The sequence below is a fragment of the Bacillus sp. JJ1609 genome (genome assembly GCF_036967045.1).
GTDB lineage: Bacteria > Bacillota > Bacilli > Bacillales > Cytobacillaceae > Mesobacillus.
In genome coordinates, this window is record NZ_JBALSS010000035.1 from 18,308 (window position 1) to 31,745 (window position 13,438).

Below are 13,438 nucleotides of genomic sequence, written 5' to 3' on the forward strand. Positions count from 1 at the left end.
TACCTCCCAAATGTTCGTATAAGGCTCTTTTCCTTTGAAAAGAGCACTGTTATATCATTGTTTTTTAAGAATGAATTGCTTTTCCATCCACCGCAAGGGCTGCTTCGCCGATTGCCTCTGATAATGTCGGGTGCGGATGGATTGTATGTGCAACTTCCCATGGTGTTGCATCAAGGACTTTTGCAAGGCCTGCTTCAGAAATCATATCTGTTACATGTGGCCCAATCATATGGACGCCAAGAATATCATTGGTTTCTTTGTCGGCGACAATCTTAACGAACCCATCAGATTCTCCATAAACGAGCGCTTTGCCTATTGCTTTGAACGAGAATTTGCCGGTTTTGACTTCAAATCCTTTTTCCTTAGCTTCATCTTCAGTCAATCCAACGCTAGCAGCTTCCGGAGAACTGTAAATGCATTTGGAGACCAAAGTATAGTCGATTGGATGCGTTTCTACACCAGCAATATGCTCCACTGCAACGATTCCTTCATGTGAGGCAACGTGCGCAAGCTGCAATCCGCCGATTACATCGCCAATCGCATAGATATGGGATTCCTTTGTCTGGAAGAATTCATTCGTTTGGATAAAACCTTTTTCTAACTGGATTTCAGTATTTTCGAGTCCAATCCCTTCAACATTTGCCTGACGGCCGACAGAAACAAGGATCTTTTCTGCTTGGAACTCTTTTGGTTCATCTTTAAGCTCCGCACTGATTTTAACGCCATCTCCCTTTTGAAGGGTATCCGGAAGCACTTTTGCACTCGTGACAATTTTGACGCCTTTTTTCTTCATCGCGCGCTGCATTTCTCTTGAAACTTCTTTGTCTTCAGTAGGTACAATTCGATCAGCATACTCAATAACCGTTACTTCCGTTCCAAAATCAGCTAGCATGGATGCCCATTCAATCCCAATCACTCCACCGCCGACAATGATAATTGATTTAGGCAAGTCCTCCATTGCAAGCGCTTCATCCGATGTCATTATGTACTGCCCATCCGCTTCCAATCCATGAAGTGTCCTTGGTCTAGAACCAGTCGCGACGATTACATTTTTAGGTAGGAGCATTTCATTTTCTTCACCGCTGTTCATTTCAACGGAAATCGTGCCTGGCATAGGTGAGAAAATAGAAGGGCCGAGAATTCTTCCCAAACCTTCATAGACGTCGATTTTGCCCTGTTTCATAAGATGCTGAACACCTTTGTGAAGCTGTTCAACAATCTTTTCCTTTCTTTCCTGCACCTTAGCGAAATTGACACCGACCTCACCTGTTGTTACGCCGAACTCTTCACTCTTCTTAGCAGTTGCAAAAACCTCTGCACTCCTTAAAAGAGCCTTACTTGGGATACAGCCTTTATGCAGGCATGTTCCACCGAGCTTTCCCTTTTCAACGATGGCAGTTTTCAAACCTAGCTGTGATGCCCTAATAGCTGCAACATACCCGCCTGTTCCGCCTCCGAGAATGACTAAATCATATTCTTGAGCCATATGAATTCCCTCCTCTGACTACATTTATTTCCCTGGATACTCTTTCACGTCTTCTTCCCCGCGAAGGATACGAAGCGCCCCTTCTGCAAGTGCCTGTAGTTCATTTTCTCCTGGCTGGACGATTACATCTGCGATCCAGTTGATCCGTTCTGAAATTTCATGGACAAAATCTTTTCCATAAGCGAGGCCGCCAGTCAGGACTATCGCGTCTACTTTACCTGCAAGCACTGCGCTGGCAGACCCAATTTCCTTCGCTACCTGATAGGCCATTGCTTCATATACCTGCTTCGCTTTTGCATTGCCCTGCTTGATCATTTTTTCAACTTTTACTGCATCATTTGTTCCGAGATAACCGACGAGACCACCCTGTCCAACCAGCTTTTTCATGATTTCCTCACGATAGTAGTCGCCCGAAAAGCATAGGTCAACAAGGTCACCGACTGGAACAGTGCCAGCGCGTTCAGGGCTGAATGGCCCGTCCCCATGAAGGCCATTGTTCACATCAATGACTCTTCCCCTTTTATGGGCTCCAACAGTAATACCGCCGCCTAAGTGAGTGACGATCAGGTTAAGCTCTTCATATTTTTTTCCAAGCTCTTTCGCAACCCTGCGCGCAACGGCCTTTTGGTTCAAAGCATGGAATATACTTTTTCGTTCTATGAGTGAAAAACCCGAAATACGAGCAACTGGGTCCAGCTCATCAACTACGACAGGATCGACAATGAAGGATGGGATATTCAGACCTGATGCAATTTCATAAGCAAGGATCCCGCCTAGATTTGATGCATGCTGTCCTGAAAATCCAGCGCGCAAATCTTCTAGCATTTTATTGTTTACTGCGTATGTTCCGCCTTCAATTGGCCTTAGCAGCCCGCCGCGCCCACAAACAGCACTCAATTTTGAAATGTTGATTCCTTCAGTATCAAGCGTTTCAAGTATCGTATTCTTCCTGAATTCGTATTGATCGATGATGGTTTCATAGGAGTTAATGACTGATGAATCATGACGGATTGTTTTCTCAAAAACCGAAACCTCATTGTCAAAGACTCCAATTTTCGTGGATGTAGATCCTGGATTAATAACTAGAATCCGATATTCTGTTTGTTGCACAGTTAAACCTCCAATTTAGATAACGGACTTACATGGCAATCCGTAAAAACGTCAGTTGCACTTATTTAGTAAATAACAGAGGCGCCGAATGAAGATTCAGCGCACTCTACTTATGACTTTCAATTAACGGCGGCTTAAAATGTGGTGGCCGTTCTGCAGGAATTGGCTGCGAGAATTGCGCATTCTCTCGATACGCTCTTCTGCCATGCGGTCAGCCGCTTTATAAGTAGGAATTCCATCCCTTTTTGCAATCGCGATTACTTTTTCAATGTTATTGTAAATTGTTTCTACCTTTTTCATTGCTCTTTCAGCGTTATAACCGTACAACTCATCCGCTACGTTAATTACTCCGCCAGCGTTGATTACATAGTCTGGTGCATAGACAATGCCCATTTCATGGATAATATCGCCATGTTTAGTGTCTTTAAGCTGGTTATTTGCAGCACCTGCAATGACCTTAGCTTTGATTTGCGGGATAGTGTCATCATTGATTACAGCACCAAGTGCACATGGGGCGTAAATATCGCATTCAACACTGTAGATTTCGTCCGGATCCACCGCTCTTGCACCAAATTCCTCAACCGCTCTTTGGACTGCTTCCTTGTTGATATCAGTCACTATTAACTGCGCGCCTTCTTCATGCAGGTGTCGGCAAAGGTTATATGCCACGTTTCCTACACCTTGGACAGCAATGGTCTTTCCTTCAAGAGAATCAGTGCCGAATGCTGCTTTAGCAGCTGCCTTCATACCTCTGTAAACGCCATATGCAGTTACTGGTGAAGGATTTCCTGAAGACCCGAATGCAGGTGAAATACCCGTAACAAAGTCTGTTTCCTCATGGATTAAATCCATATCCGCAACAGTTGTACCTACATCTTCTGCAGTGATATATCTTCCGTTTAAGCCCTGGATATAACGGCCAAAAGCGCGGAACATTTCTTCGTTTTTATCCTTGCGAGGATCGCCGATGATTACTGTCTTTCCTCCACCAAGATTAAGGCCAGCTGCAGCATTTTTATATGTCATACCTTTAGCAAGGCGCAGCGCATCCTCGATCGCAGCTTCTTCAGATGCGTAAGTCCACATGCGTGTCCCGCCAAGTGCTGGTCCAAGAGTTGTGTCATGGATGGCAATAATCGCCTTTAGTCCTGATTGTTTATCCTGGCAAAAAACTACCTGCTCATAATCATACTGTTCTAGATACTTAAAAATTTCCATTTCTAATTCCTCCCCTGGTTTATGTAAATTATTTAGCTGCAGAGCATAACGCCAGCGCAAGTGAAAAAAGCTTACTTTCGGCTGTATCCGCTCTTGATGTTAATACGATTGGAGCCTTTGCACCTGCAATGATCGCTCCAACCTTTGCATTCGCAAAATAAATCAATGATTTGTATAATACATTTCCAACTTCAATCGCTGGGACTAATAATATATCAGCCTTTCCAGCTACCTCACTTTGAATCCCCTTGTGTTCAGCAGCCAATTGTGAAACTGCATTATCCAAGGCAAGAGGCCCATCGATTTTACAGCCTGAAATCTGGCCGCGGTTATTCATCACCGTTAGTGCAGCTGCATCAAGTGTTGCCTGCATCGCTGGATTGACTACCTCTACTGCTGCTAAAGGAGCAACCTTCGGCATTTTAATCCCAATCGCATGGGCAATTTGAACAGCATTCTTAACAATCTGTGCTTTTTGATCAAGATCAGGCGCAATATTCATTGCAGCATCGGTAACAATGGTGAACCTGTCATAGCCAGGGATTTCAAAAACGGCTACATGCGAGAGTACCGCTCCCGTCCTGAGTCCGTATTCTTTGTTAAGGACAGCCTTTAAAATCGAAGCAGTCGGGAGATTCCCTTTCATCAATACATTGGCTTCATTTGCTTTGACTGCCTTCACTGCCATTTCAGCAGCACTATTATTATTTGGTGCGGAAATGATTTTAATCCCAGTATGACCTTGCAGTTCTGGATGCTCAGAAGAAATCATCTGTTTGATTTCTTCTTCGTTGCCAAACAAAAGAAAGTCAGCAAGATTGATTCTGGCAGCCTGTGCGACCGCTTCTAAAACCTCGGAATCTTCCGCAGCCGCGACTGCGATTGTTTTTCTACTATTTTGGGATGCCTTGGTGATAAGTGAGTCTAATTTCATTCCTGGCTTCAACCCTTTCTTTTCGATGCGCATCACCCGAATAATATAAATGCAAGAACCGTGCCAACTTTAAAACAGTGAAAACGCTTTACTTTTCCCTGAAAGTATCATGCAATATTTTTCATGGTATGAAAATTATTGCATGCCATCTATTTCAATACCGTGCTTTTCGAGTTTATAATACAAATTCCTTACAGACACTCCAAGTTTTTTTGCAGCAAGGGTTTTATTGCCGTTTACAGCCTCCAAAATGTCTCTGATGATTTTCGCTTCGTATTTTTCCATTTGCGACGACAGAGATTCTGTAAGGATAAGGGGATCTGCATGCTCTAATTTTCCTTTTGGTTGACCACTTTGCAAATCGGGGAGATGCTGGACTTCAATCATAGTATCATTATAGTTTAAAAAGATGATTGCCCGCCCCAGGACATTTTCCAGTTCTCTTACGTTGCCAGGCCAGTCATATTCCATAAGTTTTTTGACAGCATTTACTGAAACACCTTCAACGTTTCGCCCATAATCCTGGTTAATTTTACGGATTAATTTTTCACATAGCTCGGGGATGTCTTCCTTCCTTCTCCTCAACGGAGGAATATGGATTGGCATCCTGTTAAGCCTATAATACAAATCCTCCCTAAAACTCCCATTCGCAATAGCCTTTTCAAGATTCATATTAGTCGCTGCTATCACCCGGACATTTATCGAAACCGGCTTCGAGCCGCCGACACGGACAATTTCTCGTTCCTGCAGAACCCTTAAAAGCTTTGCCTGGGTATTGGCAGGCAATTCACCAATTTCATCAAGAAAAATACTTCCATTATTCGCCTCTTCGAAAAAGCCTCTTTTACCGCCTCTTTTCGCGCCAGAAAAAGCACCTTCTTCATAACCAAAGAGTTCACTTTCAAGCAGAGATTCTGATATCGCCGCACAGTTTACTCTGATAAACTTATTGAATTTACGGTCACTTGCGTTATGGATTGCATGAGCAAAAAGTTCTTTACCTGTTCCCGATTCACCTCGCAACAGGACAGTTGCAGGAGTTTTAGCTCCCAGCTTGGCCTGTTCGATTGGTATCGTCATTTCTTCTGTTCGGCCAATTATATCCTCAAACGAATACTTTGCTTCTAAAGTCCTGATGATTTGCCTTGCCCTGCTTAGTTCACGGTTCAGATTTTGTATTTCAGACATGTCATGGATAACCCCAACACTGCCCTTCAATATTCCATCAACAATAATTGGTGCTACATTAACAACAACTTCTTTTTTATTTGGCCCTACTCGCATTGCTGTTCCTCTAACCGGCCTTCTCGTCTTGAGGACCTGCATATGCATACTTTCGCCTTCGGATATATCTGCAGTTGCAGGCTGTCCGATTACTTGTTCTTCCTTTAAACCGGTAATTCGGGTATAAGCAGGGTTTATGAGGATTCCACGGCCATCTTCATCAACTACGGAAATGGCTTCATCACTGGAATTAATGATTGCCTGCAGCATGGTCTGGATTTCTTTCAGGTTTGTTATTTCCTCTGCAAGGTTCACAACCTCAGTAATATCCTTAAATACTGAAAAAGCACCAATCAACTGATCATTTTCATCTAAAATAGGAATTCTGGTCGTAATAATTTTCGATCCATTTGCAAGGACCAATTCCTGATTCGTTTCAACCTTCCTTTTGTTCAGGACTCTTGGCAGCTTACTTGAAGGAATGACCTCCAAAATTTGCTTCCCTTCAGCATCTTCCTTTAATGTACCAATAATTTTTTCTGCACTGCGGTTAAATAAAGTAATAATGCCCTCTGTATTGATGACAACCATGCCATCTCCGGTAGAGTTAAAAATCAGGTCATGCTCGTATGTAACTTTTCTAAGGGCTTTAATTAACCCTTCTTTTTCCTCGAGAAGTGAAGCGATGAGAAAAGCAACACTGCCCGGGATCAACACTGTGCTTTTCCCTCTAGCATCTCTCAAATCACGGAATACCTTCTCATCTCCTGTTACCTCGATGATAATGTCTATGTCTTCAGATAAATGTTCACGCCAGTCTGTACCCGTTTGGATCCCAGCTTTTTTAGCAGCTACGATTCCGGGCGCTCCAGTATTGATATCTATGACAGCAACAACTTTCGCTGTTTGTTTAAAGATATCAAGTATTGCGGTTCCACCCTTGCCCGCTCCAACTATCATTATTTTTTGCATAATATCCCCCATGAATCCGGAAAAATATTTCATAGTTCGCAAACATAGTCTGCAAGATTCTTCATGAATATTTTAATTCTTTTTTATTGGATTGACAAATTTCTTAATTATTCAGACTGACACAGGTGAAGTAAATTAAAAATCTTCTCTGCAAAGCAGATTACGATTCGTTCTAAAATATTCCCTAAAATCCAATCATTGCGGAATTAGACGCGGTTTATTATACTCAAAAAGAGAATACTTTTTTATACGAAGGGATACCACATATGACCAGGATCATTGCACTAATCATCATGTTGATACCGGGATTCATTGCAGCATTAGGTATAAAATTAATGCGTGATATGGTGTTTGGAGTTTTACAGCCACCTATTCCAAACTTATTTATCCAATTCATCCTAGGGCTGCTTTTCTTTGCTGCGGGCTTAGGATTTATCGCCGGGTTTATCTTGCACCGCGACCGTAAAAAGAATAAAGTGCAGGCCATTTTCCGCATTCCCGATAGCAGTAAAAAGCAAAACAGGCCTTAATAGGCCTGTTTTATTTTAGTTTTTATTTTCTTGGCTTTAGCAGGATCGTCAGTAATAACGGCACTGCAGTTAACTTTAAACAACCTTTCTAGCTCCGAATCTTTGTTAACGGTATAGGGCCTAACCTCAATACCGCTCTCCAAAGCAGCTTTAACAATCTCATCTGGGGCAGCCCTCCAATGAGGATGGAAGCCCTTAGCACGGATTGATTGGGCGTAAATCCATGGCATATAGAGGCCTTCTGACAACAGAGGAGCAATTTCTATTTCTGGTGCAAGCCTGTAGCTATACACAATGCTATAATGATTGAAGGATGAGATGATGATTTTTTCCGATAAGTTAAAATCCCTGACCATTGAAATAACCTTTTCTTCCATGCCTTCGTATGGGATGATGCTGTTTTTTAATTCGATATTACAAACCAGGCCGGTTTCCGACAGCCATGCAAGCACTTCTTCAAGCAATGGAATGGGTTCTATCTTGACTAATGTCTTATGATGGCAGCCAGCATCGAATTTCCGTAAATCCTTGAGATTGTAATCCTTTACGAAGCCTGTACCGTTAGTAGTCCTATCAACCTTTTCATCATGGATGACAACCAGTTCTCCGTCCTTTGTCATTTGAACATCCAATTCCAATCCATCGGCTCCAGCTTTCGCAGCTTCCATAAATGATTTCATCGTATTTTCCGGATAAGCAGCAGCAAAGCCGCGATGTGCTAAAATAAGTGTCATAAGCAATCCACCTTTTTAATAATTTGGAGGTAAACATGAAACCATTAAATATTTCTGCTGAAACAGCCATCAAGCTTTCTGAAAAGCTTGGAATGCCCGTAGAGCGTATTATGCATATGCCTCAGCATATCCTGCTGCAAAAACTGGCAGAACTTGAACAGGATAAGCAAAAAGATTAGGAATGATTTAGAAACGCCAGCTGGCGTTTTTTCTATTTTTTACAGATTGTTATTACATGATAATACTTTCAACCATAAAACAGCAACGATACAGAATTAAAAAAACATCCTGCTTTATACCAAGAATCTGTACAAAAAAGGATGTTCTATATAAGAATGAAATAAGAGCTTGTTACTGGCCTAACTCTTTCAAGAAGCTTTATGCTCCAAACGCAGCTTATCAGCGACCATAGCGATGAATTCAGAGTTGGTTGGCTTTGCTTTTGACATCGAAACAGTGTAACCAAACAATGAAGAAATGGAATCGATGTTTCCTCTGCTCCATGCTACCTCGATCGCATGGCGGATGGCACGTTCTACACGGCTTGCTGTCGTATTGAATTTCTTCGCAATATCAGGATAGAGGACTTTTGTGATCGAGCCAAGAAGTTCAATATCGTTATAAACCATGGAAATAGCTTCACGCAAGTACATATAGCCTTTAATATGTGCAGGTACACCAATTTCATGAATGATGCTCGTAATGCTAGCATCAAGATTCTTCGGCTTCTGTTCAGAATTTAATCTTCCATAATTAATGGATGAAGGCTTTCTGGTCATCGTTTTCGCCTTGCCACTTACCTGACGGATATGCCCAGCAAGATGATCCATATCAAATGGCTTCAAAATAAAATAGGAAGCACCAAGTTCAACAGCCTTTTTCGTTACATCTTCCTGGCCAAATGCTGTCAGCATAATTACATTTGGGATGATGCCTTTTTTCATTTCACGTACCCTTTCGAGGACTGCAAGGCCGTCAAGGTGCGGCATAATGATATCCAATAACATAACATCTGGATCTGTATCTTCAAGCATTTCCAAACATTCCTGACCATTATGTGCAATACCGATAATCTCCATATCATCCTGTGAAGAAATATATTCTTCAAGAAGCCCCACTAATTCTCTGTTGTCGTCAACGACGCATACTTTAATTTTGTTCACTACTTGGTTCCTCCTCAAATCCAATTATGATCACAAATTTCATCTTCTCTAAATTCTATTCTAAATGACTAATTCGACAATGCAACAGAAATTCCTCTTATTTTTAATTTTTTCTTAAAAAAGTAATATTTTCTAATAAATGCTCCTTTTTCCTTTGTTTTTCGACTTATTTCGATAGTTGACAAAAAAACTCCTATTATTTTGTCGAATATTCTTGTTAAATGAGTTTTTTCCATGAAAAAAGGCGGCCATCGCCGCCAAATTTCATTTCATTAACTTGCCTGTTCTCTTGGTTTTTCATAAATGTCAATTCCAGCTTCATTCAACATCCATTCGATATGGACCCCATAACCACTGGTTGGATCATTTACAAAGACATGAGTGACAGCGCCTACCAGCTTGTTATCCTGGATGATCGGACTCCCGCTCATTCCCTGGACAATTCCGCCGGTTTTTTCCAGTAACTCAGGATCCGTCACTTTAATGACCATTCCTTTAGTTGCCGGAAATTTTTGAGGGATTGTGCTGACTATTTCTATATCAAAAAGATTAACTTCATCGTTGTTTACGACCGTCAAAATTTTAGCGGGCCCTTCCTTTACCTGATGGGAGAGGGCAATTGGAAGCGGCTTATCAAAAATACCATTTTTAATATCCCTATTCAATTCGCCAAAAATGCCAAAGGGGCTGTTTCTCTGGATGTTACCAATAATTTCACGATCTGATGAAAAACGTGCTAATTTTTCACCTGGATTTCCTTTTCCACCTTTTTCAATCGAGGTGACTGTGGACCGAACAATTTGTCCATCTTCAACAACTATCGGCTTTTTTGTATCCATATCTGATATAACATGGCCTAGCGCACCATATTTTTTGGACTGAGGATGATAAAATGTCATCGTGCCGATTCCTGCTGCCGAATCGCGAATGTACAAACCGAGCTTATAAGTGTTTTCGTTGATATCTTTTTTTGGTTGCAGATGAGTTGTGATTTTTTCATTTTCTCTTTTAAGCACTAAATCCAATGGTTTTCCATCTTCTCCTGCTTGCTTTACGAATGGACCTACATCCGCCATTTTTTCAATTTGCTTGCCATTGATTTCTGTAATGATATCGCCTTTTTTAATTCCTGCCGTTTCTCCTGGTGAAACCCTGCCCTCTTCTGCCTGTACTTGATGATGTCCGACCACAAGGACACCAACCGTATTCAGCTTGACTCCAATGGATTGGCCTCCAGGAATCACTTTGAAATCCTTCAATACATTTACATCGACTTTCTTTACGGGAAAACCAGCCAGTTCAAGCACCATTTCATCTTTGCCATGTGCCTTCGCTTCTAGTGATACGGTGTCACCTTCCTGGTTCACAGTGATACTCAAATTTTCTATTGGAGCTGAAACTTGCACAGCATTTGCCGCAAAATCAAGCTTTTGCCCCTCGAACAAAGTTATATCTCCTGGAATAGATAAATATTCATGTACTGGTTTTGCAAAACCTAAAGCAATTAATGAAACAAGGAGAATTCCACCAATAAATTTTCTAAGAAAATCTTTTTTCAATCCATTCACTCTCCTCGCTTCTATTCCACACTCACTTATTGAAAATGGCTACATCTTTAATTTTGCCTTGAGTTGGCGCATTTATAACCGGTATAAAAATAAAAAAGCTACCCTTTATGGATAGCTTTTCAAGTTGCAGTCTTCATATTTTGGGCAAGCTTCAATAATTCTTCTGCATGCTGTTTTGTTAAGTCGGTAATTTCCACTCCTGAAATCATCCTGCCAATTTCCTTGACCTTTTCTGAGATAGTAAGTGGTGTGACAGATGTTTTTGTCCTGCCATTTTTAATTACCTTGGCGATGTAAAGATGTGTATCTGCCATTGCAGCCACCTGAGGCAAATGTGAAATGCAAAGTACCTGAGAGCCGGTTGAAACGTTATAAATCTTTTCAGCAATAGATTGGGCAACACGACCGCTTACACCAGTATCAACTTCATCAAAAATAATTGAAGTGACTCCCTGATGCCTCGAGAAAATACTCTTAAGTGCAAGCATAATACGGGATAGCTCTCCTCCTGAGGCAACTTTTGATAAAGCCTTTAATGGTTCACCAGGGTTTGTAGATATATAAAATTCAACCTTATCTGCACCATTCTTATGGAAAACATCACCCTCTGACTCAATTCTGAGTTCGAAAACAGCTTTTTCCATATAAAGCTCCTTAAGTTCCTTATGGATCAATTTCGTTAGTTTTTTGGCCCACTTTCTGCGTGTTTCCGTTAAATTGACCGCTTCAATCCGCAGGTCTTTTTTCAGTGATGCCAGTTCCCTTTCCATCTGGACGATGTGCACTTCTTTATTTTGCAACGTCTCGATTTCCTCTTCGATTTTGGAGGCATACTCGAGTATTTCTTCAATCGATTTCCCATATTTTCGTTTTAACTGGTTGATTTCATTTAACCTGTCTTCTATTTCGTTCAAACGCTGCGGGTCATATTCTAGTGAATCAAGGTCATTTCTGATTGTCCTGGCAGCGTCTTCAAGCAGGTAAAAACTATTTGCAACAGATTCTGCGACAGACTTATAAGCCGGGTCCAAATCAGCGGCTGTCTGGAGGTTTTCCATTACAAGCGCGATCCAGTCCAATCCTTTTTGTTCACCTTGAAGCGCAGAATAACTTGTCTGGATACTATCAAATATCCGTTCAAAATTGCCAAGCTTCTGCTTTTCCTCCAAAAGCTCTTCGTCTTCATTCATTCTCAAGTTTGCAGAGAGGATTTCATCGTGCTGGAATTGAATCAAATCCAGCCTGTGAGCCATTTGCTGTTCATTTTCACTAAGACTTTTCAGTTTTTTCTGCATTTGTTCAAAAGAACGAAAAACATGCTGATATTCATTTAAAGCTGGGAGAATTTCTTCAGCACCAAATTGGTCAAGAAGATTTATGTGCCTAGTTTCATCCATCAATTCCTGATGCTCATGCTGGCCGTGGATATCGATCAGTGAAGAACCCACTTCTCTCAAAACAGCAATTGTTACAAGCTTGCCATTAATACGACAGACGCTTTTTCCGCTTGCTGAAATATCCCTTCTTAATACGATCATGCCATCTTCAATGTCAATGCCAAATTCCGCAGCCCTTGAGTAGCATGGATGATGTTCTCCATCAATAAAGAACAAGCCCTCTATTTCAGCCTTATCTTCACCATGGCGAACGAACTCAGCCGAACCTCTGCCACCAACCAACAGATGAACCGCATCAATAATGATGGATTTTCCTGCACCTGTTTCCCCAGTCAGTACAGTCAGACCTTTATTAAAAGAAATAGATAAAGATTCTATAATTGCGAAGTTTCTGATCGATAATTCATTTAACAAGCAACCGTCACCTCATTTATAGCATATCAAGAAACCGATTTGTGACAAGCTCCGTATCTTCGGGAGTACGGCAAATAATCAAGATTGTGTCATCTCCACAAATCGTGCCAAGTATGTCTTCCCAATCGAGATTATCAATCAAAGCTCCAATAGCATTAGCGTTGCCTGGCAGCGTCTTCATGACTAGTAAATGCCCGGCCTGATCAATCCGTACAAAAGCATCCATCAGCGATCTTTTTAGCTTTTGCAAAGGATTGAAGCGCTGGTCAGCTGGTAGGCTGTATTTGTATCTTCCGTCGATTAATGGCACTTTTACGAGATGAAGTTCCTTGATATCACGGGAGACCGTGGCTTGAGTTACATTGTAGCCGGCAGCTTTCAACCGATCAACAAGCTCATCCTGAGTTTCAATATCCTTACTTGCGATTAACTCACGTATTTTAATATGGCGCTGGCCTTTATTCATTCATATCACCCCTGGATACATCCGAAACATTCTTTTATTATTTATACTCATATGTTAGCCGATTTCAGCAGATTGTACAATCATTCGTGGTTTTTCAGCAAAACCTTCTGTGAGGAATTGACAAAGAGATGAACTTTTTAGCTCTTCCGATGGAAATCAACAGGTAAAAACAAGGCTCTGTTAAACCTGTAAATTGATTTCTAATACCCTGTTGATTGTAGT

General features: G+C 41.4%; 12 protein-coding genes. 2 read left to right on the top strand and 10 right to left on the bottom strand.

What is annotated here, in order from left to right:
* Positions 1-64: 64 nt before the first annotated feature.
* The 5 genes from lpdA to V7654_RS21415 all read right to left on the bottom strand — a co-directional run bounded on the left by lpdA (position 65) and on the right by V7654_RS21415 (position 6,944).
* Positions 65-1,486 (bottom strand): dihydrolipoyl dehydrogenase, encoded by a 1,422-nt coding sequence (gene lpdA, locus V7654_RS21395; protein ID WP_335432870.1) that lies wholly within the window; start codon positions 1,484-1,486, stop codon positions 65-67.
* Positions 1,487-1,510: 24 nt separating this feature from the next.
* Entirely contained in the window at positions 1,511-2,596 is a 1,086-nt protein-coding gene (gene buk / locus V7654_RS21400) for a butyrate kinase (protein ID WP_335432871.1), read from the bottom strand.
* A gap of 123 nt (positions 2,597-2,719) precedes the next feature.
* The gene (bcd, locus tag V7654_RS21405; protein ID WP_335432872.1) at positions 2,720-3,814 is read right to left on the bottom strand and encodes a branched-chain amino acid dehydrogenase; all 1,095 of its coding nucleotides are present in this window, start codon (positions 3,812-3,814) and stop codon (positions 2,720-2,722) included.
* Positions 3,815-3,842: 28 nt separating this feature from the next.
* Complete coding sequence (gene yqiS, locus V7654_RS21410) at positions 3,843-4,748, bottom strand: phosphate butyryltransferase (protein WP_438825332.1); 906 nt, start codon at positions 4,746-4,748, stop codon at positions 3,843-3,845.
* A gap of 135 nt (positions 4,749-4,883) precedes the next feature.
* On the bottom strand, positions 4,884-6,944 hold the full coding sequence (locus V7654_RS21415) for a sigma-54-dependent Fis family transcriptional regulator (protein WP_335432874.1): 2,061 nt from the start codon (positions 6,942-6,944) through the stop codon (positions 4,884-4,886).
* A 266-nt stretch (positions 6,945-7,210) separates the two neighbouring features.
* Between V7654_RS21415 and V7654_RS21420 the strand changes: the two genes are divergently transcribed.
* Complete coding sequence (locus V7654_RS21420; RefSeq protein WP_335432875.1) at positions 7,211-7,474, top strand: DUF2627 domain-containing protein; 264 nt, start codon at positions 7,211-7,213, stop codon at positions 7,472-7,474.
* Here V7654_RS21420 and V7654_RS21425 read toward each other — a convergent pair.
* The gene (locus V7654_RS21425) at positions 7,471-8,208 is read right to left on the bottom strand and encodes a glycerophosphodiester phosphodiesterase (RefSeq protein WP_335432876.1); all 738 of its coding nucleotides are present in this window, start codon (positions 8,206-8,208) and stop codon (positions 7,471-7,473) included. The two genes, V7654_RS21420 and V7654_RS21425, sit on opposite strands and share 4 nt — an antisense overlap.
* Before the next feature lie 35 nt (positions 8,209-8,243).
* Here V7654_RS21425 and V7654_RS21430 point away from each other — a divergent pair, with 35 nt between their 5' ends.
* Positions 8,244-8,387 carry a YycC family protein gene (locus V7654_RS21430; protein WP_335432877.1) on the top strand — a complete coding sequence of 48 codons (144 nt, stop codon included), beginning with the start codon at positions 8,244-8,246 and terminating at the stop codon, positions 8,385-8,387.
* A 189-nt stretch (positions 8,388-8,576) separates the two neighbouring features.
* Here the strand turns inward: V7654_RS21430 and spo0A are convergent, their stop codons facing one another.
* The 4 genes from spo0A to ahrC form a co-directional block, all read right to left on the bottom strand.
* Positions 8,577-9,371, bottom strand: coding sequence for a sporulation transcription factor Spo0A (gene spo0A, locus V7654_RS21435; RefSeq protein ID WP_335432878.1), 795 nt, complete (start codon positions 9,369-9,371; stop codon positions 8,577-8,579).
* Between the two features lie 272 nt (positions 9,372-9,643).
* Complete coding sequence (gene spoIVB / locus V7654_RS21440; RefSeq protein ID WP_335432879.1) at positions 9,644-10,930, bottom strand: SpoIVB peptidase; 1,287 nt, start codon at positions 10,928-10,930, stop codon at positions 9,644-9,646.
* Positions 10,931-11,058: 128 nt separating this feature from the next.
* Positions 11,059-12,750, bottom strand: a complete 1,692-nt coding sequence (recN, locus tag V7654_RS21445; protein WP_335432880.1) for a DNA repair protein RecN — start codon at positions 12,748-12,750, stop codon at positions 11,059-11,061.
* Between the two features lie 16 nt (positions 12,751-12,766).
* On the bottom strand, positions 12,767-13,216 hold the full coding sequence (gene ahrC, locus V7654_RS21450; RefSeq protein WP_207499938.1) for a transcriptional regulator AhrC/ArgR: 450 nt from the start codon (positions 13,214-13,216) through the stop codon (positions 12,767-12,769).
* Between the last annotated feature and the right edge of the window lie 222 nt (positions 13,217-13,438).

Excerpts from the sequence above, each read along its gene's own strand:
- lpdA (WP_335432870.1), bottom strand. The coding sequence starts at position 1,486 with ATGGCTCAAGAATATGATTTAGTCATTCTCGGAGGCGGAACAGGCGGG.
- bcd (WP_335432872.1), bottom strand. The coding sequence starts at position 3,814 with ATGGAAATTTTTAAGTATCTAGAACAGTATGATTATGAGCAGGTAGTT.
- yqiS (WP_438825332.1), bottom strand. The coding sequence starts at position 4,748 with ATGAAATTAGACTCACTTATCACCAAGGCATCCCAAAATAGTAGAAAA.
- V7654_RS21415 (WP_335432874.1), bottom strand. The coding sequence starts at position 6,944 with ATGCAAAAAATAATGATAGTTGGAGCGGGCAAGGGTGGAACCGCAATA.
- V7654_RS21420 (WP_335432875.1), top strand. The coding sequence starts at position 7,211 with ATGACCAGGATCATTGCACTAATCATCATGTTGATACCGGGATTCATT.
- V7654_RS21425 (WP_335432876.1), bottom strand. The coding sequence starts at position 8,208 with ATGACACTTATTTTAGCACATCGCGGCTTTGCTGCTGCTTATCCGGAA.
- V7654_RS21430 (WP_335432877.1), top strand. The coding sequence starts at position 8,244 with ATGAAACCATTAAATATTTCTGCTGAAACAGCCATCAAGCTTTCTGAA.
- ahrC (WP_207499938.1), bottom strand. The coding sequence starts at position 13,216 with ATGAATAAAGGCCAGCGCCATATTAAAATACGTGAGTTAATCGCAAGT.